Annotated in this window: 16 protein-coding genes and 1 tRNA gene; 7 read left to right on the top strand and 10 right to left on the bottom strand. The window is 64.8% G+C overall.

The features are described 5' to 3' along the window. The first annotated feature begins 48 nt into the window (after positions 1 to 48). Positions 49 to 1896, top strand: a complete 1848-nt coding sequence (locus BcFMB_RS03245; protein ID WP_099721045.1) for an ABC transporter ATP-binding protein — start codon at positions 49 to 51, stop codon at positions 1894 to 1896. Positions 1897 to 1972: 76 nt separating this feature from the next. On the opposite strand, the gene BcFMB_RS03250 is transcribed toward BcFMB_RS03245, so the two are convergent. From BcFMB_RS03250 to BcFMB_RS03260, 3 genes are all read right to left on the bottom strand, one after another. Next, on the bottom strand, positions 1973 to 3442 hold the full coding sequence (locus BcFMB_RS03250) for a polysaccharide deacetylase family protein (RefSeq protein WP_099721046.1): 1470 nt from the start codon (positions 3440 to 3442) through the stop codon (positions 1973 to 1975). A 476-nt stretch (positions 3443 to 3918) separates the two neighbouring features. Further along, positions 3919 to 4410 (bottom strand): hypothetical protein, encoded by a 492-nt coding sequence (locus BcFMB_RS03255; protein ID WP_157775063.1) that lies wholly within the window; start codon positions 4408 to 4410, stop codon positions 3919 to 3921. Further along, positions 4410 to 5117: a phosphatase PAP2 family protein gene (locus BcFMB_RS03260; RefSeq protein ID WP_099721048.1), complete on the bottom strand. Its 708-nt coding sequence runs from the start codon at positions 5115 to 5117 to the stop codon at positions 4410 to 4412. Before BcFMB_RS03260 ends, BcFMB_RS03255 begins: the two co-directional genes overlap by 1 nt. A gap of 112 nt (positions 5118 to 5229) precedes the next feature. On the opposite strand from BcFMB_RS03260, the gene BcFMB_RS03265 reads away from it, so the two are divergent. Further along, positions 5230 to 5691, top strand: a complete 462-nt coding sequence (locus BcFMB_RS03265) for a hypothetical protein (protein ID WP_024541445.1) — start codon at positions 5230 to 5232, stop codon at positions 5689 to 5691. A gap of 206 nt (positions 5692 to 5897) precedes the next feature. Here BcFMB_RS03265 and BcFMB_RS03270 read toward each other — a convergent pair whose 3' ends face one another. From BcFMB_RS03270 to BcFMB_RS03290, 5 genes are all read right to left on the bottom strand, one after another. Then, positions 5898 to 6521 (bottom strand): TetR/AcrR family transcriptional regulator, encoded by a 624-nt coding sequence (locus BcFMB_RS03270; RefSeq protein ID WP_024541444.1) that lies wholly within the window; start codon positions 6519 to 6521, stop codon positions 5898 to 5900. 61 nt (positions 6522 to 6582) lie between these two features. Beyond that, positions 6583 to 8778: a YhgE/Pip family protein gene (locus BcFMB_RS03275; RefSeq protein ID WP_472255913.1), complete on the bottom strand. Its 2196-nt coding sequence runs from the start codon at positions 8776 to 8778 to the stop codon at positions 6583 to 6585. Between the two features lie 2 nt (positions 8779 to 8780). Next, positions 8781 to 11543, bottom strand: a complete 2763-nt coding sequence (locus BcFMB_RS03280; protein WP_099721050.1) for a YhgE/Pip domain-containing protein — start codon at positions 11541 to 11543, stop codon at positions 8781 to 8783. A 446-nt stretch (positions 11544 to 11989) separates the two neighbouring features. Beyond that, positions 11990 to 12571 (bottom strand): hypothetical protein, encoded by a 582-nt coding sequence (locus BcFMB_RS03285; protein WP_024541441.1) that lies wholly within the window; start codon positions 12569 to 12571, stop codon positions 11990 to 11992. A gap of 188 nt (positions 12572 to 12759) precedes the next feature. Further along, positions 12760 to 13641 carry a patatin-like phospholipase family protein gene (locus BcFMB_RS03290; RefSeq protein WP_099721051.1) on the bottom strand — a complete coding sequence of 294 codons (882 nt, stop codon included), beginning with the start codon at positions 13639 to 13641 and terminating at the stop codon, positions 12760 to 12762. Between the two features lie 137 nt (positions 13642 to 13778). On the opposite strand from BcFMB_RS03290, the gene BcFMB_RS03295 reads away from it, so the two are divergent. Continuing rightward, entirely contained in the window at positions 13779 to 14402 is a 624-nt protein-coding gene (locus tag BcFMB_RS03295; protein ID WP_231371397.1) for a TetR/AcrR family transcriptional regulator, read from the top strand. A 501-nt stretch (positions 14403 to 14903) separates the two neighbouring features. On the opposite strand, the gene BcFMB_RS03300 is transcribed toward BcFMB_RS03295, so the two are convergent. Next, positions 14904 to 14976, bottom strand: a tRNA-Lys gene (locus BcFMB_RS03300). A 66-nt stretch (positions 14977 to 15042) separates the two neighbouring features. Between BcFMB_RS03300 and BcFMB_RS03305 the strand changes: the two genes are divergently transcribed. After that, positions 15043 to 16578 (top strand): C69 family dipeptidase, encoded by a 1536-nt coding sequence (locus tag BcFMB_RS03305; protein ID WP_099721712.1) that lies wholly within the window; start codon positions 15043 to 15045, stop codon positions 16576 to 16578. Here BcFMB_RS03305 and BcFMB_RS03310 read toward each other — a convergent pair. After that, positions 16550 to 17308 carry a TetR/AcrR family transcriptional regulator gene (locus BcFMB_RS03310; RefSeq protein WP_099721052.1) on the bottom strand — a complete coding sequence of 253 codons (759 nt, stop codon included), beginning with the start codon at positions 17306 to 17308 and terminating at the stop codon, positions 16550 to 16552. The genes BcFMB_RS03305 and BcFMB_RS03310 overlap by 29 nt on opposite strands. A 62-nt stretch (positions 17309 to 17370) precedes the next feature. Between BcFMB_RS03310 and ftsY the strand changes: the two genes are divergently transcribed. The 3 genes from ftsY (at position 17371) to BcFMB_RS03325 (ending at position 20710) form a co-directional block, all read left to right on the top strand. Then, on the top strand, positions 17371 to 18831 hold the full coding sequence (ftsY, locus tag BcFMB_RS03315) for a signal recognition particle-docking protein FtsY (protein WP_099721053.1): 1461 nt from the start codon (positions 17371 to 17373) through the stop codon (positions 18829 to 18831). A 244-nt stretch (positions 18832 to 19075) separates the two neighbouring features. Further along, positions 19076 to 20368, top strand: a complete 1293-nt coding sequence (locus tag BcFMB_RS03320) for an ammonium transporter (protein WP_024541426.1) — start codon at positions 19076 to 19078, stop codon at positions 20366 to 20368. 3 nt (positions 20369 to 20371) lie between these two features. Then, the gene (locus BcFMB_RS03325; RefSeq protein WP_024541425.1) at positions 20372 to 20710 is read left to right on the top strand and encodes a P-II family nitrogen regulator; all 339 of its coding nucleotides are present in this window, start codon (positions 20372 to 20374) and stop codon (positions 20708 to 20710) included. The last annotated feature ends 24 nt before the right edge of the window (positions 20711 to 20734 follow it).

Here is a 20734-nt window from a genome sequence, read left to right on the forward strand (position 1 = left end):
CGCAGGTTTCATGTGAAACAGTCGTTTGAACGGAAGGAACACACAACCATGCCCATGGGTCCTCACGGTCCGCGCGGTGGCGCCCCCACCGAGAAAGCGGACGACTTCGGCGGCGCGCTCAAGGAGCTGATGCGCTTCAGTCGCCGGTACATCCCGGCGATCATCGTCGCATTGATCCTCGGCATCGCCGGCACCATCTGCCAGATCATCGGCCCGGATTATCTGGGTGACATGACCGACGAGATCACGAAGGGGCTGCCGGCGCTCATCAACGGCAAGCCGGTGCTCGGATCGATCGACATGAACGCCGTCACGCGCATCGCATGGACGCTCGTCGCGCTGTATGTCGCATACGCGCTGTGCTCGTACGTGCAGAGCTGGATGATGGCGACGGTCACGCAGCGCACGGCGCAGCGTCTGCGTGCGGCGATCGACGTCAAGATGAACAAGCTGCCGCTCAAGTATTTCGACGAGCACAGCAACGGCGACGTGATGAGCCGCATCACGAACGACGTCGACGCCGTCGGGCAGACGCTCGGACAGTCGCTCGGCTCGCTGATCACGTCGGTCACGTTGTTCTTCGGCGCGCTCGTCATGATGTTCGCGAACAACTGGCTGCTCGCGCTGTGCGCGATCGCGGCGAGCATCGTCGGCATGGCGCTCATGCTTGCCGTCATGCGGTGTTCCCAGCGGTACTTCGCCCGGCAGCAGGCTGCGCTCGGCGACGTCAACGGCCACGTCGAGGAGATGTACAGCGGCCACGTCGTCGTCAAGGCGTTCGGCGGCGAGGCCGACGCGATCCGCCGCTTCGAACGCTACAACAACGACCTCTACGAGTCGGGATGGAAGAGCCAGTTCCTGTCCGGCCTGATGATGCCGATGATGAACCTCGTCGGCAACCTCGGCTACGTCGTCGTCTGCGTCGTCGGCGCATGGCTCGCGATGAGCGGACGCATTGAATTCGGCGTCATCGTCGCGTTCATGATGTACATCCGATTCTTCACGCAGCCGCTGTCGCAGTTCGCGCAGGCCTTCCAGAACCTGCAGCGCTGCGCCGCCGGCGCCGAACGGGTGTTCACGTTCCTCGACGAGCCCGAACTCGCCGACGAAAGCGGCAAGCAGCCGCTGCTCGGCATGGGCTCCGACGGCGAGATCACGCCGGTCGAGGGCCGTGTGCGCTTCGAGCACGTCAGGTTCGGCTATGACCCCGACCGACTGATCATCCACGACTTCTCCGCCGACGTCGAACCGGGGCACAAGGTGGCGATCGTCGGGCCGACCGGCGCCGGCAAGACGACGATGGTCAACCTGCTGATGCGTTTCTACGAGATCAGCGGCGGCAGGATCACGATCGACGGCATCGACACGAAGGACGTGCCGCGCTGGAACGTGCACGACCAGTTCTCGATGGTGCTGCAGGACACGTGGGTGTTCCGCGGCACCGTGCGCGAGAACATCGTGTACGCGAAGGAGGGCGTCAGCGACGAGCAGGTCGTCGCCGCCTGCAAGGCCGTCGGTCTGCATCGGTACATCATGTCGCTGCCGGACGGCTACGACACCGTGCTCGACGAGTCGGCGACGTTGTCGCAGGGGCAGAAGCAGCTGCTGACGATCGCGCGCGCGATGGTGCAGGATTCGCCGATCCTGATCCTCGACGAGGCGACGAGCTCGGTCGACACGCGCACCGAGGAGCTCATTCAGACGGCGATGGACAAGCTCACCGAAGGGCGCACGAGCTTCGTCATCGCGCACCGCCTGTCCACGATCCGCGACGCCGACATGATCCTCGTCATGAAGGACGGCGACATCGTCGAACGCGGCACGCACGACGAGCTGCTCGCGCGCAGCGGCTTCTACGCCGACATCTACAACGCGCAGTTCTCGCTCGCGCAGTAGCGCAGTGCGCCGCGGCCGCCTGGATTTGGCGGCCGCGGCGCACTATATTGAGGAAGTGTGCTGAGCAGGCAGGCCGTCAGCGGGTGGGCTTGTTGCCGTTCTGCGGCAGGCTGTCCTGCGCCGTGTCGCCGCGCGCATAGAACACGGTGCCCGGGTCGAGCTCGTCGGTGAGCAGCTGGGAGACGGTGACCAGATGGAAGCCGCGCTCGCGCAGGCCGCTGACGATCTGCGGAATCGACTCGACGGTGCGTTCGTTGCCGTCATGCAATGCGATGATCGCGCCGGCGGACGCACTGTTGAGCACATTGTTCGCGATGTCGTCGGCGCTCGTCTTCGCGTCCCAGTCGCGCGCGTCGACGTTCCACAGGATCACCGACTGGCCGTCGGCGCGGGCGGTGTCGACGACGTCCTCGCTCCATGCGCCGTCCGGCGGCCGGAACAACGTCGGCTTGGCGACGCCGGCGTCCTCGATGACCTCGTCGGTGTCGTGGAACCATCTGCCGAGTTCGTCGGCGGACAACGTGTGCAGCTGCCTATGCCTCCAGCTCATCGAACCGATCTCATGGCCCTGTGCGGCCATCGTCGCGAGCAGCTGCTTGTTGCTGCCCGAAACGAACTGTCCCTGCACGAAGAACGTGGCCGGGGCGTCCGCTGCGTGCAGCGCGTCGAGCAGCCGTGGCGTCACCTGCTTGTTCGGGCCGTCGTCGAAGGTGAGCGCGACGCATGCGGTCAGTTCGCAGTCGAGCGGCATCGCGGCGACGACGGCGTCGGTGGCCTTCGTCAACGCGGCGAGCGCATCGTTGATCTGTGCGTTCGTCGCCGTGGCGGTCGGTTCGAGCATTGCCTTCGCCTGCTCGATCTGCGCCTGCAGCGCCGTGCGCAGATCGACGGGCGCGTGGTTCTCGGAGCGCGCATAGACGGTGTTTGCGAATGTGAGCTCCTTCTGCAGCTCGCCGCGGCGGTCGGCGTTGCGCGCGCCTTCGACGAGCTGCTTCAATGTGTCGGCGTCGGTCTGCACGTCGCGCATGCGGTTCACCATGCTCGTGTTCGCGATCGTGAACCTGCCGGCGAGGTCGGTGAGCGCGGCGGTGCTCATATCCGCTGCGCAGTTCGCCGTGGTCAGCGAGGAGACGGTGTGGGTGTCGTCGATGTGGTCGATCTTGCTCGTGAGCGCCGTGGCATGCTCCTCGCTGACCGTCTTCGCCTCGTCGCCGCGCGCGAGCTTGCCCGCGGACGAGATCGTCGTCGTGTAGGTGGTGTTGAGTGTGGCGAACTCGCGTTGCGCGGCTGTGCAGTCGGTGAGGGCGGTCGCGTGCGCCTGCTGCTGACGGCGGTGGGAGGCGCCGATGATCGGGATGATGATCGCCGCGAGCACGCCGGCGACGACGACGAACGCCGCGACGAGCGCGAGGATCGTGTTACGGCGGCGGTGCGGCGATGGATCGGCGGACGTTTCGGTCGCCGCGTCGAAGAAATCGGCGTCTGCAACGGGTCGGTCGAGTTGGTCGAGTTGGTCGTTGCGGTGGTCGGAAGAATCGTCTCTCATAGTGCCCCCTCAGTACCCCATTGTTGCGATTGCATTGTTGGGTGCCAGTATAAACCCATCGTGCGCGAAATCGATGCAAGGTTTTGGATGATATAAACAGCAGATATGGATAGTTGGTGCGGCGGTATTGTGGCTAGTCGCTCCTGTGCATAACTCGGTTGTTCGGGCGAATTGTCGCGTGATGCGCGCGCTGTGTTGGCCGGGTGGGATGACGCCGGGTGGTATGGGGCGGAGATGGTACAAAAGCACACAGAGAATCAGGAATTGGGCACATAATCAATCATGGATGATCGCAATTGCACATGGAAGGAGTGTGTGGCTATGGTCGCCGCCGCATTACCCGATAGTTCGCAGCGACTATCGAGTAATGCGACGGCTGCGGCGGTTGCGGCGGCGAGGGGGCATATGTGTGGCGCAGACCGTCGGCTGCCGATTTGCATGGATGTGCCGCCCCCGGCCGATGCACGTCATGCACGTTAGGCCGGCTCCGGCGGCAGGGACTCGAAATACTGGTGGCATACGGCGAGGTAGGCGGGGAAACAGGCGAGCACGAGCGCGGCGGCGACGTAGGCGGTGATGAAGTCGTTGTGCTGCACCCAGGGGCCGAGGGTGCGGTACGTAATCGTCAAGATTGCCGCCATGCCCGCGACGCACAGTGCGGCCGCTATCAGACGTTCGTTGCATGTGCGGCGCGCGTCAAGGCACGCGAGCAGCAGTCGGTAGATCAGATAGACGGCCGCGAGCCAGAACACGACCGACCAGCACATGATCGCCAGATCGCGGCTGTTCTGCTCGGGCGTCGCCGGGCAATGGTCGGGGTCGCAATCGGGCGGCCGGTCGGAGACATGGTTCTCGGCGGCGATGACCACGAAAAACGCGGCAAAGAGCAGCGGAAGGATGTCGAGCATCGCGACGAGGCCGAGCACCCACGAAATCCATGCGGGCGGCCTGTGGAAACGCCTGTCCATCAGTGGCTCCCGGAATCCGCGGGCAGCAATGTGAGCTCCATGATCGGGATCGACAGCAGCGTCAGATAGGCGATCGAATACAGGCAGCCGGCGAGCACATCGCTCGCGTAGTGCACGCCCAGATAGACGCGCGTGGCCATGACGATCGGCGGGATGAGCGCGAGCAGCACGATCGCGACCCATTTGACCGCGCGCCGCCAATAGCGGTAGACGAGGTAGATGAGGAAACCGTAGAACGCCGTCGACGCCATCGCGTGGCCGGAGGGGAAGCTGAAGCCCTGCTCGGCGATCAGTCGATGATCGAGCGGCGGACGCGGGCGCGCGACGATACGTTTGAAGATCTCGTTGAGCGTCGCCTCGACGGCGAGATTGACGGCCACGGCGACGCCGATGCGCCAACGCCGCAGCGCGCAGGCGGCGCCGAGGATGACGACGGTGAGCCCGATGAGCGTCGCGACGCCGGACATCTGCGTGAACACGATGACGGCGGGCGTCAATGACGGCGAGATGACATGCGCGGACAGCCATGCGTAGACCGCCGTGTCCATCGGCAGCGGCCCGTCATGCGCGAGCAGCACGGCGACGCCCAAGGCCGTCGCGCCGCAGACGGCGAGCACGCCGACGATCTGCCAGCCGTAGCGGCGCAGGGAGGAGACATGGGTCTCCGGCTTCTGGGATTCGAGGATTGCGGAATCGGAACTGTGCATGGCACAAGGGTACGGCGCAGGCACGGACGGGGATTTGCGCTTGGATGACACGGTGGGCATAATGAGGAGGACGTCGAACAGATGTTCGGGCGAAGGAAAGCGAGGAACGGGCGTGAGTGCGTGGCGCAGTGTGCGGAGATTCTACCGGCGGCATCGAACGGCGGTCACGTCGGCGGCCGTGTTCGCGGCGTCGATGGCGCTCGTCGGGCGCGTTCCGCTGATGCCCGACGCGGACGCGCTGTACACGCCGTTGAGCGGCGTGAGCTCGTTCATCCTCTCGCCGGCGGCGGGCGGCGCACTGCTGTACCGGCAGCGTTCGCGGCGTGCGATGTGGTGGTACGCGCTCGCGATGGTAGCGGGGACGACGGCGCCGATGCTGTACGGATACTTCCACAACATCGTCAATGACGGGACGCTCGATGGCATCGTCGGCAACGTGACCGGACAGATTTCGAGCGGCGCCAGCGGCGTGCTCGCGACGTTCGCGTCGATGGCGCCGGTGCTGCTGTTCATCGGCGGCGCATTGGGCGGCTATTGGCTCGCGCGGCGATTCGGCAGGCGTCGGCGTCGATAGACGATACTGCGCGGTGCGTCATGGGCAAAGAAAAGAGGCCCGGCCGAAGGGAAGAAGCCGGGCCTCCGAGAGAGGGGAAAGGGAAGGAAGAAAGTTTTTCGATTATGTCAACCTTGCGGCTGATGTCTTCAATATAACCACCGGTATCTTGAAGCAAGTCTGGAACATGCTGTGAAGTTGCTGAAAATCAGGCGACGTCAGGTCGGTCAGGCGCGGACCGTCGGCCACAGCAGCGCGGCCATATGCGAGGCCCAGGCGTCGTGCGAGCCGTCGCCGGGTGCGCCGAGCGCCTTGCAGGCGAGCATCGAGCCGAGCGTCATGCGGAACAGGAACGGCGCATCCAGTCCCTTGCGGTAGACGCCGCGTTCGGCGCCGCGCGCGAGGAACGCGGCGAAATGCCTGCAGACCGGGCGGATGACGTTGTCGGCGACCTCGCGCAGCCGGTCGTTGCTCGACGACAATACGATGCCGACTGCCGTGAGCCCGATGTTCTCGTCGAAACGGTCGACGAGGCGCCGCAGCGCCGCTTCGAGCCCGTCGCGGTCCGGTTCGATGCCGTCGAAGTCGATCGGAAGCTCGAGCGTGTGCGTCAGATGCCGGATGAGGTCGTCGCTGTTCGCGAAGCGCCGGTAGATCGTCGTCTTCGCGACGCCGGACTTGCGCGCGACCGACTCGATCGTGACGGCGCCGATGCCCTGCGCGATGAGGATCTCCAACGTCGCGCGCATGATCTTGTCGTCGGTCTGCTCGCGGCGCTGCTCGTGCCGTTCCGTATGCCGCGCCGCGGCGGCCGTATGGCCGCCGTTAGACGGCTGTGCTGATGCGTTCATGACCTTCTTCTTGCTTCTTGATCTTCTCTGGCCCGGGAAAACGGATGTGGCCGGGCGCAGGTCAACTGATGAGCTTCGTGCTTTCGACCTTGCGCTCATACCACAGATTGAAGCGGATCAGGCCACGGCGCAGGCCGAAGCCGATGATGAGCAGCGGCACGAGGAACAGCGCGAGCTTGCCCATCGCGATCCAGTAGTCGTTCTGGTAGATGCCGGCGATCGCGCTGCGCAGCGCGGCCGTCGAATAGGTGACCGGCAGCCACGGGCTGACGTCGCTGAGGAAGTGCGGCAGGATCGCCAACGGATACGCGGCGTCCGAGCCGGAGATCTGCATGACGAGGAACAGCACGGCGATCGCCTTGCCGACGTTGCCGAAGCTCGCGATGAGCGTATATGTGAAGAACGAGTAGACGATCGCGCTGAACCAGCCGTCGAGCATGAACAGCCACGGATGCACGGCCTGCACGCGCAGGAACAGCAATGTGCCGGCGAGCGAGAACGTCGCCTGCAGCAGCACGATGATGCCGAACACGAAGTAGTGGCCGAGGAACTGCTGCCACGGCTTCGGATCGCCGAGTTCGAGCTGCCGCTTCTTCGACAGGTTCACCTTGAGCGTCACCGCCGTCAGGATCGCGCCGACCCACAGCGGCAAGAACGTGTAGAACGGCGTCAGCGACGTGCCGAAGTTCTCGACCGGGAACAATGCCTTCGTCTTGAGCTCGACCGGCGCCGACAACGTACTCGACAGCTTCGACGAGTTGCCGGCGAGCACCTGCTTGACGACGCCCATGTCGCCGGTGTTGAGCGCCTTCGTCAGCTGCCCGCTGAAGTCGGCGAGCTTCGTGCTCGCCGTGTCGAGGTCGCCGGCGGCATCGTCGAGCGTCTTGCGCACCTTCGTGATCTGCTCGTCGGCCGCCGCCGTCGAGGAGTCGAGGTCGCCGAGCGCGCCTTTGAGCGTCGTCACGCTCGTCGTCAGCTGTCCGGAGGCGTCCGCGAAGGACGCGCTCATCTTGTCGAGGTCCGGTTTGATCGATGCGTCAAAATCGGAGGAGATGCCGGAGACCGACGATTTCGCCTGCGCGACGAGGTCCTTGATCGACTCGCGCGTCTCGCCGTTGACCTGCACATGGTTCGTGATGTCGGCGGCGGCCGCGTCGAGGCGCGACGACAGCTGCGACAGCGTCGTCGAGGCCGCGTCGAGACGGTCGATGAGCGATTGGATGCGCGCGCGCACGGCACCGTGCTGCGGCAGCGACGACTTGTCGAGCAGGTCCTGCAGCCGGTCACGCGTCGTCGCATAGTCCTTCGCCTCGCCGGCGACGTTCTTCGAGATATTCGTGATCGCGGCCGCCGCCGCGTTCGCTTGGCCGTCGACGCTGCCGAACAATGTGTCGATGCTGCCGGCGAGCGATTCCATGCTCGCCGAGCTCGCGTCGAGCGCCTGCTGCAGCGCGTTCGTCGACGTGCCGAGCGCGCCGGTCAGGTCGGTGACCGACTGCTTCGCGCCGGACAGGTCGCCGACGGCGTCGTCGACGCCCGACTTCGTCTGCGCGACGAGGCTCTTCGAACTCGACATCAGCGTCTGCGCGGAGCCGGTGAGCTGGCTGTACGAGCGCAGCGTCGTCGCGCTGTCGGAGAGCGTCGTGGACAGGTCGCCGATCCTGGAGTTGAAATCGTTCAGACGGTTCTTCGCCTCGGGCTTGTCGAGCATGTCGACCATCGCCGAAGCGACGTTGAGCGCCGTGTCGGTGATCGTCTTCGCGAACATCTCATTGATCGATGCGGCGATTGTGTCCGCGCCCTGCCCGGTGACCTTCGGCGCGAGCGCGTTGAGTTTCTCGTTGTTGTAGTAGCCGAGGACGGCGTGGTCGGCATCGGTCGAGAAGAACGTCAGCATCGTCTTGCTGAAGTCCTTCGGGATGATGACGGCGGCGTAGTACTTGCCGGATTTCGTGCCGTCGATCGCCTCCTGCTTCGTCTTCGTGAAGTTCCAGTCGAGCTGCGTGTTCGCACGCAGCGTGTTGACGACCTCGTCGCCGATGTTGATGCGCATCGGCAGCAGATCGCCCTTGTATCCCTCGTCCTCGTTCGCGATCGCGAACTGCAGGTTCTTCGTGTTCGCGAAGGGGTCCCAGCAGGCGGCCACGTTGAACCATGTGAACAGGCCGGGGATGACGGTCAGTCCGATGACGATGATGATCGACGCGATGTTGCTCGTCAGCCGCCTGACGTCATCGACGAAGATCCTGCCTACCATCTTCATGCCGAATGCCTCCCCTCATGCTGTCCGTGGTGCGGCCGCAGGCCGTGCACGCTCCTCTCGAGCCGTTCGCGCAGCTCGTGCAGATCGAGGTCGAGCGTGTCCTCGAGGTCGCTCATGTCGTCCTCTTCCTCTTCTTCCTCGTCATCGTCGTCGTCATCATCGTCGTCGGCGATCGTCTTGGCGGCCTTCGCGTAGCTCTTCGCGAATCTCGGCTTCGACGGCAACGTGATGATGCCGTGGTTGAGCACGAGCTCGCGCAGCGCGTCCTTGTCGAGCGTGCCGAGTTCGGCCGCCCGGCGCAGGCTGTTGCGGATCGATTCGACGACCATCAGGAAGATGATGATGCACAGGATCCATACGATCCACGTCGCCAATGCGATGAGCTTCGTGCCGTTCGTGAACGAGAACGTGATGAACAATACGACCGGCACGATGAAGCCGGCGACGAGCGCGCCGCGCATCAGCTTCGGATAGAGTCGCGCGAACCTCGTGGCGCGCGCCTGCACCTGCTTGCGGTAGTCCTCCTGGTTCGACAGCACGGCGACGGCCTGCCTGATGCTGAACTTGTGCGTCGGCGTGTAGACGCGTTCGCTGTAGACCATGTCCGCCTCGTTGAGCTCGCGCGAGAACAGGTGGTTGAGGTTCGACATGAGCGGGCGCAGCCCCAGGCCGATCGCGAAGGCGATCGCCATGAACAGCACGAGCATCAGCATGTCCTTCGCCCAGTGGCCGTCGTAGAAGCCGCCGATCGTCTCGCGGAACGCGCCGATCGAATAGGTGAAGGGGAACATCGGGTAGAGCGCACGGTAGAAGCCCGGCATCATCTCGATCGGGTACAGGCCGGAGGCGCCGGGGATCTGCACCATGATGAGCGCGACGACGAGCGCCTTGCCGACGTGCATGAAGGTCGCCGACAATGCGTACGCGATCGAGACGTAGACGATCGACGTGAACCATGCGGTGAAGATGAACAGCGCCGCGTTCTTCATCTGCACATGGACGACGATGTCGCCGATCGCGCAGACGATGCCCTGCATGCCGGCGATCAGCGCGAGCAGCAGGAAGCGTGCGAGGTAGGTCTGCCACATCTTCGGGTCGCGTCCTTCGAGGCCCTCGTGGTCGACCTCGAGGCGGATGAGCACCATCAGCATGAACGCGCCGACCCACAGCGCGAGGCTCGTGAACAGCGGCGCCATCGCCGAGCCGTAGGTGTCCACCGGGTAGAGCGTGTGCGTCTTGAGCACCGTCGGCGACAGCATGAAGTTCGCGATGCGCGAGACGTCGACGTCGCCGTCGGTGCCGGTGAACTGCGCGAGCAGGTCGGTGTTCGCAAGCGAGCGCAGATCGGTCGACGTCGTGTCGAGACGGTCGGTGAAGGTCTTGAGCAGGCTGTCGGTGCTCTTGAGCGACGCGTCGGCGTCGTCGCTGATCGAGTCGATCTGGTCGAGCACGAGCTTCGCCTGCGCCGACAGCGACGCCTGCCCGTTGAGCGAGCCGGCGAGCGCGCCGCTCGTGCCGGCGAGCGAGCTCAGGCCGGCGTTGAGCTGCGGCAGCGCCGACGTGTTGATCGTCGTGCGTGCGCCGGCGAGCGAGTCGATCGTCGACGTCGACGTCGTCGAGAACTGGTTGATCGTGGCGAGCGAGTCCGTCGCGGCTTGCTGCGTCGACTTGTTCAGTTCGGTGAGCGAGGCGAGCGTCTGCGCGGATTTGCGGTTCTCCTGCTCGAGCAGCGTCACGATCTCGTTGATCTGCTCGGACAATGGGTTGTCCGGCAGGTTTTTCAGGTCGTCGAGGATCCGCGCCGTGTCCTCGTTCACCGTCGTCATGTTGCCAAGGGCGGCGCTGGTCGCGCCGCTCGCCGCGAGGACGCCGTTCGCGACGCGCGTCGCGTCGGTCGACGCGCGGCCGGTTGCCTGCAGCATCAGGTTGCCGCCCTTGTCCAGCTGGTTCGACGCGTCCGCGGCGAAGGTGTTGATCGATCCTTGTGATTTCGTCAGCAGATCGTTCGCCGTCGTCAGGCCGTCGCTCGCGTTCGTCGATGCCGCCGTGACGGCGTCGAGCGCCTGCCGTGCCGCCGCCGTCTTCGATTTCGTCGTGCCGAGCGTTTCGCGCAGTTGCGCAACGGTCGCACGCGCGTCCTCGAGGTTGGATTTCGTCTTGTTCAGCTGTGCCGTCATCTTCGCGACCGTCGTGTTGGAATCGTCCTTGATCTTGGTGTTCGTCTTGTTGACGATGTCGCCGAGGACGCCGCTGACCGTGGAGACGAAGGTGTTGTTGATCTGACGGTCGACGGTCGTCGCGCCGACGCCGGTGATCTTCGGTGCGACCGGATTCGCCTTCTCGTTGACGTAGTAGTCGATCTGCGGGCGGTTCGCGGTGTCGGTGAGCACGTCGGCGATGCGCTCGCTGAAATCGGACGGGATGACGATCGCCGCGTAGCATCGTGCGGATTCGACGCATTCCATCGCCTCGGCGCGGCTCATGAAGTCCCAGCCGAGCTGATGGTTCTTTTTGAGCGTGTCCTCAATCTGGTCGCCAAGCTTGAGCTTGCCCATAAGGTCGCTGTTCGCGCCGCGGTCGTCGTTCGCGACGGCGACGCGGATGCCGCTCGTGCTGCCGTAGGGATTCCAGAAGCCGACAATGTTGAACCACGCGTACAATCCCGGGATGAAGGTCAGGCCAAAGAGGATGACCCAGGCGGTGGGCACGCGCAGCAGACGCTTGAGGTCTCTGCCGAGAATGAACCATATGTTGCGCATGGTGCCTCTGCTCCTCGTGTTCCTCGGTGCTCTGATGGTGCGGGTCGCGACGGCAGCGCGTCGGCGGCCGTCATACGGACAGCAACCTTATACGCTACGGTGTACGTAGCGCTACGGATGCTGTAGCGTTTGCGTGTCGATGCCGTGGCTGCGGCTGCTTCCTACCATTGTGCGACGCCGCTTCGGCGGACGCTTTTGCTGAAGAAGAACACGGGGAGGGGAGGCTGAACGGTGGGGTGTGTGGCGGCCGCGGCAGTCAGCGGGTTGAGCTCAATCGCGTACTGCCGCCGGAGGGTTGATCGGTGGCAGTCTGTAGTTGACTTCAATCACGGACTGCCGTATTGGGCGAACTGGGGGCGGTGGGGGTGGGGATGGGAACGCCGCGCGGGCGGGGCGCGGCGTTGGGGCGGTTTGCAGTGTGGTGAGTTTTTGCAGTGCGGTGCGATTTACAGGTTGAGGAGGTCACCGTACCACACGTAGCTGCTCTCCTTTTCGGAGTTGGAATCGGAATCGCTGGAGTCGTCCGAGCCGTTGCGGTCGGACTTGTCGGAATCGCGCGAATCCGATCCGTCACGGCCCTCGAGACGTTGACGGTTGCCGCGCATGCCGCGGCCGCCTTCAAAGCCCCGCATATCCATGCCGCCCATGTCGCCGCCTTCGCCGTCTTCGGGCATCAGTTGCTCGAGCTGCTCGTCGGTGCTGTGCGCGAACGGTGCCATATGGCGCCCGGACTGGCCGGAATCGTGCAGCGCGTTCGTGATCGCGCTGCCAGCGACGCCGGCGCCGAGACCGCAGGCGAGGCTGATGCCGACGATGAACGCCGTCATCTTGCCACTCAGCTTGTCATGGATGCGCGTGGTCGCGCCGTTCTGCGGCGGCGTCGGACTCGCCGTGTACATCGGTGTGGCCGGACGCTGCGTGAAATCGTAGTTGTATGCCTTCGTCGAATCGACCGGCTGCTGCGCGACCGTCGGCGTCTCGTCCGCGTTCGTCGCGGTGTTCTGGATGTCGTGATCGTGATTCGTCATGATGGTCCTTCATGTGATTCGATGCGCGTGCACATGCAACGCGCGTTTGCTGACGGAACCATCTCAGTCGATAATTATTGGACATCGCTTGACGCCGGATTGCAAACGGCTTCGGAATCGCTGAAAGCCCACTGAAAACACGGATTCTTCACATTGTTCCACGCTGCGCATGCGCGCGGACGCCCACCTTAGGCGGCGAGAAAATCGGCGATTGTCGCACCGTCCGCAAGTCCCATCCGGTAGAGACGCCCGATCGCGTCGGCGTCGCGGGTGAGCGTGCTCATGCCGTCGATCGACTGCGGCGCGACGATGCAGGCTTTGCCGGCGCGCGCGAGCCGCTCGACGAGGTCGAGCTCCTCGTTGTAGGACAGCGCGCGGTGGGCGAGTGCGCGCGCCGCCTTCGGGTAGCGCAGCCGCAGCAGCGTCGAGCTGCCGGCGTCGTGCGAGGCCTTGCGCCGGAAGTCGCGTGGCCGCGTGAGGATGACGACGACTTTGTCGCAGCCGTCGGCGAAGGCCTGCCGCACCGGAATCGGATCGCTGATTGTGCCGTCGAAATACGGGACGCCGTCGATGACGTACGGGCGGTCGATGACGGGCAGGCACGCGGTGGCCTTGAGCGCGTCGTAATCATCCTGCCGCATATGCTCCGGGCCGAAATACTCGGGGGTGCCGCTGAGCGCGTTCGTCACGGTGATGCGATACGGCACCCCGCCGCACGTCAACGCGTCGTAATCGAGCGGATCCTCGCCGCTGGCGTTCATCAACGTGCCGTAGATGTAGTCGAGGCCGAGAAACGAGCCGGTGCGCAGCAGATTGCCGACGCCCATGTATGCGGGGCGCGACGAGTAGTCCGCGTAGAAACGGAAGGCGCGCCCGCGCTGCCCGGCGAGATACGACGTGACGTTGGCGGCGCCGGCGGAGACGCCGAGCCCGTAGTCGAAACGCACATCGTGGTCGAGGCACCAGTCGAGCACGCCGGCGCCGTACGCGCTGCGCAGGCCGCCGCCGACGTCGATGACGCCGATTTTCGGACGCGCGGCGGTGATGGCGGCGGACGACGAACTCGACATGGGCACCCTTTCGACGAACTGCGGGCCGCATACGACCCAAGTGACTACCCATTCAAATGCGTCGACGGCGCGTTCAGACGAGGGGAGGGCTGCAAAAACGACGAAAGTGTCCACCGTCGTCGTCTATGCTGACGGCGATGACGGAAACGAATCCGTATGCGGATGTGCTCGAGCTGACCCATCCGCCGACGCAGACGCCGGCGCGGCGGCAGATCGAACGCGCGCTCGTCGACTGGATGCACGACACCGGCAAAGGTGCCGCCGAAATCACCGTCTGCGCGCTCGCGAAACGCGCGTTCGTCGCGCGCAGCACGTTCTACAAGAACTACGCGCACGCCGATGCCGTGCTCGACGTCATCGAACAGCGCATCCTCGCCGAGCTGTGCGACGCCGGTGACGCGATGCGGGCGCTCGCGCGCGGCGGCGCGTCGGCGACCGAATCCTATGACGCCTTCGTGCGTGTGCTGCACCGGCATGAGGATGAATTTCGACTGCTGCTCGTCGAGTTGCCGTCGGCGCGTTTTGTCGATCGATGGAAGCGCATGCTCGGCTACCACTTCTGGGAGCGGCTGTTCACCGACGGCGCCCGCGAGCAGCGGCTGCGGCCGTCGACCGTCAACCGCGCGCTTGTGCTTGAGATGATCGCGAGTGCGTTCATCTCGGGCGTGCGTTTCTGGCTGATGACGCCGGAACGCGTGGAGATCCCCGAAATCAAGGCGTTGATTCTGCGGCTGATTCGCGACATTGACGAGGTGTGGTGAGTGCACGGGTGTGCGCGTGCGGTCGCCTGCTGTGCGCATATCTCGATAGTTTCCGGGAAGTGTCGAGATATGCGCGGACGTCCGGCTTCGAATGGGGCATGATGTGCGTTGGTGTGCGGTTCGTGTGCAAAAGCGTGCTGTTGGACTGGGGTCATGGTTGATGTTGTGCAGTTGCGCCGATAGGCGTCATGGGGCTGCCGGCGTCGGATTGCAGCTTGGGCGCATAACTCGATAGTTTGAGGGAAACCTCGAGCTATGCGGCGCCGGGGCTGGGACAGGTGGCGAGATGATGATGGGTGAGCATGAGCGGGGCCGATGGGGCGCTGGCGCCGTCGATGGGTGAGACGCGATGGATGTTTGGGGCGGGTTGGCTGGGCTGTAGGGGTTTTATCGCTGAATGTGCACCCAAAGTGCACTCAAACAAGGGTGCGGACTGCCGGCGCCCGGATATGGTGAAGGCTCTGAATCGTTGGGATTCCAATGGTTCAGAGCCTTGCTCGGTACCCCCCGTGGGATTCGAACCCACAACCCACGACTTAAAAGGACGCTGCTCTAACCGTTGAGCTAGAGGGGCAACAACCTGCAATTATACATTGCCGGATTGATTTCGCAAATCGCCGGTTCGACTAGCATGGGCATCATGTCTTGCACCACACTGTTAGTCGGAAAATCAGCCAGCATCGACGGATCCACGATCATCGCGCGCAACGACGACTCGGGCAGCGGCACCTACGACCCGAAGCGCTTCATCGTCGTGGCCCCCGAGGACCAGCCGCGGGATTACTCGAACGTGGCCGGGACCTTCCGCATCGAACTGCCCGACGACCCGTGCCGCTACAGCATCGTGCCGAATGTGCGCGACAACCGCGGCATCCTCGCCGAGGCGGGCGTCAACGAGCACAATGTGGCGATGAGCGCGACGGAGACGATCAGCGTCAATCCGCGCGTCCTCGCCGCCGACCCGTATGTCAAGGCGGACAAGGACGCCGGCGGCGAACAGATCAGCGGCTTTGGCGAGGAGGACGTCATCACACTCGTGTTGCCGTACGTCACGACGGCGCGCGAGGGCGTCGAACGCCTCGGCGCGCTGCTCGAGGAATACGGCACCTACGAGTCGAACGGCATCATCATCAGCGACGTGGACGAGATCTGGTACGTCGAGACGATCGGCGGCCACCATTGGATCGCGCGCCGCGTGCCCGACGACTGCTACGCGGCGGTGCCGAACCAGCTCGGCATCGACGTCCTCGACTTCGACGACGCGCTGAGCGAACGCCGCAACAACATGTGCAGCGACGACTTGCGCGAATTCATCGACGAGCATCATCTCAACCGTGCGATGACGTCCGAGAACAACAGCCCCTCGCATTTCGACACGCGCGGCGCCTTCGGCACGGCGACGCCGAAGGACGCGATCTACAACACGCCGCGCGCATGGTACATGCAGCGCTATCTGAACCCGTCGCATGACTGGGACGGCCCGGACGCCCGGTACCGCCCGGATTCGCAGGATCTGCCGTGGTGCCGCGAACCGGAACGCAAGGTGAGCGTCGAGGACGTCGCCTTCCTGATGGGCTCGCATTTCGAAGGCACGCCCTACGATCCCTACGGCACGACCGGCACGGCCGAAAGCCGCCACCGCTACCGCCCGATCGGCATCAACCGCACCGGCCACATGGTGTGCATGCAGATCCGCCCGTACATGCCCGAGGCGAACCGTGCGCTCATGTGGATCTCCTACGGCTGCGGCGCGTTCACTGCGCCGGCGCCGTTCTACGCGAACGTGCTCAATACGCCGGCGTTCCTGCGCGACACCGAGCCGGTGCACGCGTCGACCGATTCGCTGTACTGGATGAACCGCATCATCGCCGTCATCGCCGACGCCCACTGGTTCGACACGAACGGCGAGATCGAACAGTACATCGAGGACGTGCTCTCCTACGGGCTCAACCTCGTCGAGCACACCGACAAATCGATCGCCGAGGACACGGACGCGCTCGCCGACGACGCCGACGACGACCGCCGCGCGGCGGTGCGGCTCGCGCTCTCCGACGCGAACGAGACGATGGCGACGTGGCTGCGCGCACGCACGCAGACGTTGCTCGACCAGGTGCTCTACACGTCAAGCAACCTGATGCACAACGCGTTCAGGATGTCGGATCACTGGATGCGGTGACGTCGTCGCCGCCGTCGGCATCCTCATGGTCTTCGGATGATGCGGATTCGACGGACGGCGGCGCCGACTGCGAGTCCTTTGCCGCGCGCTCGCGTTCCTTGTGCGCCTTCTCGCCTTCGAAGCGCAGCTCCGGCTTCGCCTGCATGCGCGACAGGCCGTTCCATGCGAGGTTCACGATGAGCGCGGCGAGCTGCTCCTTGCTGAGCTTGCGCTGATCGGCCCAGTACTGGCCGGTGTACACGGTCATGCCCACGAGCATCTGCGCATAGTACGGCGCATGCTTCGCCGGCAGCTTCTGCCGCTTGAACCACTCCTCGAGGATCTCGCCGACGCGCGTGGAGACGTCGCCGAGCAGCGACGAGAACGAGCTCGTCGGATCGGTTGTCGGCGAATCGCGCACGAGCACCTGGAAGCCCTCGGCGTTCTCCTCGATGTAGGTGAGCAGCGCGAGCGTTGTGCGTTCGACGATCTGGCGCGGGTGGACGTTCTCGCCGGACAACGCCTGGAACAGCGCGTCGTTGAGCGAGCGCATCTCGCGGTCGACGACGACCGCGTACAGACCCTCCTTGCCGCCGAAATGCTCATAGACGATTGGTTTGCTGACCTTGGCGGTCGCGGCGATCTCCTCGACGCTGACCGCCTCGAAACCCTTGGACGCGAACAGTGAACGGCCGATGCGGATGAGCTGTTCGCGACGCTGATACGACGACATTCTGGAAGCGTTTGCCATACCGCGTATTCTTTCACGTCCTCTTGATTGGCCGTGTCCGTTGAGTTTTTTAGGCTGAAGCCATGGATACGAACACCGTGTACGGCATCATCGCCGTCGTGGTCATCGCCGTGCTGTTCATCGTGGGCGGCATCTGGGCCGATCGGTCACGCAAGAAGAGAATCAACAAGGCGCAGGAGGAAGCCAGGGCGAAGGCCGACGCACGCCTCGCCGCCGAACGCGAGCAGCAGCAGTGCGCGGCCGCCGCCAAGGCGCCGGCCAAGCCGGCCGCGAAACCCGAACATCCGCAGCCGAAGAAGGCGCCCGAGCCTGAGGAATCCAGTGAGGAAGCCACTGCGGAATCCGCTGAAAAGCCCGCTGGGGCAGCCGAGGCGCCGGTCGTCGAGGAGACGGTCGAAGAGACCACTGCGGCAGCCGCTGAGGAAACCGCTGCGGAGACGTCGGCTGCTGAGGAGCCATCCGCCGAGGAGACGGTCGTCGAAACGCCGGAGGCCGAACAGCAGGTCGCCGAAGAGGAGGCCGAGCCGGCCGTCGTCGACGAGACGATCGTCGAGGAGGTGCCTGCACCGGTCGAGGAGAAGCCCGAGAAGCCGGTCGGCAAGAAGGGCCGTCTGCGGCGCCTGCGCGAACGGCTCTCCAAGTCGAGCAACCCCTTCGGCAAGGCGCTGTTCAACATCCTCGCGAAGGACCAGCTGTCCGAAGCCGATTGGGAGGACGTCGAGGACACGTTGCTGCTCGCCGACGTCGGCGCCGAGGCGAGCGAGGAACTCGTCGAGCAGCTGCGCCGCGACGCGCGCGTGACCGGCGAGACCGACCCGAAGCAGCTGCATGAGGCGCTGCGCGCCGAACTGCTCAACCTCGTCGGCACCGACATGGACCGCCGTCTCGAAGCGGAGAAGCCGGTCGCGAGCACGCCGAGCGTCATCATCATGGTCGGAGTCAACGGCACCGGCAAAACGACGACGACCGGCAAGCTCGCGCGCCTGTTCGTCTCCGAGGACAAGAAGGTCATGCTCGGCGCGGCGGACACGTTCCGCGCGGCCGCCGCCGACCAGCTCGAGACCTGGGGCGCGAAGGTCGGCGTCCCGGTCGTGCGGTCGGACAAGGACGGCGCCGACCCGGCGTCGGTCGCCTTCGAAGCCTCGGCGAAGGCGAAGGAGACCGGCATGGACGTGCTCATCATCGACACGGCCGGACGTCTGCAGAACAAGGCGAACCTGATGGACGAGCTCGGCAAGATCCGCCGCGTCACCGAGAAGAACCTGCCGGTGGCCGAGGTGCTGCTCGTGCTCGACGCGACGACCGGACAGAACGGCATGACGCAGGCGAAGGTGTTCGCCGAGGCGATCGGCATCACCGGCGTCGTGCTGACGAAGCTCGACGGCTCGGCGAAGGGCGGCATCGTCATCTCGGTGCAGAAGGCGCTCGGCGTGCCGGTCAAGCTCGTCGGCGTCGGCGAGGGACCGGACGACCTCGCGCCGTTCGACCCGGAATCCTTCGTCGACGGCATCCTCGGCGACTAGCCGGGAACGGTCGCGAAGCGCCGGAATTGAGCGGGAAACGGGGGCATGGGCCATATGGTCCATGCCCCCGTTTCGCCGTATTGCGGCGTTTTACACTTTCGTAACGCGGCGAAACATGCTCAACATCCGCGGGGCGTTCCATATGGCTTGTGAGTTCCGCAAGGGACTGCAAATCAAGAGAGTCGCCCGCCGTCTCCTTCGGCGGACAAGGCAAGACAAGAACATATGAGAGGGAGGTGGCCGTATGGGACAGCTTGATTCCGGTAATGCCGCGTGGATATTGACGAGCGCGTGCTTGGTGTTCCTTATGACACCCGGTGTTGCATTCTTCTACGGCGGCATGGTCCGCGCCAAGGCCGTGCTCAACATGATGATGATGGAGGCGGCGGCCCTGTCCGTCACGATCATCATCTGGGGTCTGTGGGGTTGGTCGATCGCCTACGCAGGCCATTCGATCGGCGGCGTCTTCGGCGATCCGGCGACCGGTTTCCTGCTGCGCGACACGATGGTCGCACAGGACGGCGTCTTCACGTCGGCGAGCATGAACGGCAACAACTATCCGGCTTCGGTCGATGTCGGCTTCCAGGCCGCCTTCGCGATGATCACCGTCGCGCTCATCTGCGGCGCGATCGCCGAGCGCGTCAAGTACAGCACGTGGATGATCTTCGTCGCGCTGTGGATCACCTTCGACTACGCGCCGATGGCGCATATGGTCTGGAACGGCGGCCTGCTGTCCGCCGACGGTCCGATCTCGCAGGCGATCGGCGCGGCCGCGCACGACTTCGCAGGCGGCACCGTCGTCCATATCAACGCAGCCGTCGCGGCATTGATCATCGTGCTGATCATCGGCAAGCGCAAGGGCTTCGGCACCGAGCCGATGCGCCCGCACAACGTCCCCTTCGTCATGCTCGGCGCGTTCCTGCTGTGGTTCGGCTGGTTCGGTTTCAACGCCGGCTCCGCCTTCGCCGCGAACGGCGCCGCAGGCTACGCCTGGGTCTCCACGTCGCTCGCCGCAGGCGCCGCGATGCTGGGCTGGGGCTTCACCGAGAAGATCCGCACCGGCCACTACACGGCTATCGGCGCCGCCTCGGGCATCGTCGCCGGCCTCGTCGCGATCACGCCGGCCGCGGACGTCGTCTCCCCGATCTGGTCGATCGTGCTCGGCGCGATCGCCGGCATCGTGACCTGCTTCGCCTGCTCGCTCAAGTACAAGCTCGGCTATGACGATTCGCTCGACGTCGTCGGCGTCCATGGCGTCGGCGGCCTCATCGGCACCGTCGCGCTCGGCTTCTTCATGCAGGACACCGGTCTGTTCTGCGGTGGCGACTGGCGTCAGCTCGTCGTGCAGATCGTCATCGCTCTCGTCGCGATGGCCTTCTCCGCAGTCATCACCACGATCATCGCCTTCGGTCTCGAGAAGACCGTCGGCTGGCGCGTGACCCAGGCCCAGGAGATCGGCGGCATCGATCTGGCCGATCAGGGCGAACGCGCATACGATTTCGCTGGCACCGCCAGCTCCGTCATCAAGGAGATGTGAGTCATGAAGCTCATCACCGCAATCATCCAGCCGTTCAAGCTCGACGACGTCAAGGAGGCCCTCGCGGCCGCCGGCGTCCACGGCCTCACCGTCTCCGAGGCGAACGGCTACGGCCGTCAGCGCGGACATACCGAGATCTACCGCGGCGCCGAATACACGGTCGACCTGATCCCGAAGGTCCGTGTCGAGGTCCTGTGCGACGACGCCGACGCCGAAACGCTCGTCGACGTCATCATCAAGTCCGCCGGCTCCGGCACGATCGGCGACGGCAAGGTCTGGGTCGCCCCGCTCGACATGGTCGCCCGCGTGCGCACCGGCGAAACGGGATCCGCGGCCATCTGACCCGAACGAACCATGTGACACCCT

This window comes from Bifidobacterium choerinum (assembly GCF_002761235.1).
GTDB classification, from domain to species: Bacteria; Actinomycetota; Actinomycetes; order Actinomycetales; family Bifidobacteriaceae; genus Bifidobacterium; species Bifidobacterium choerinum.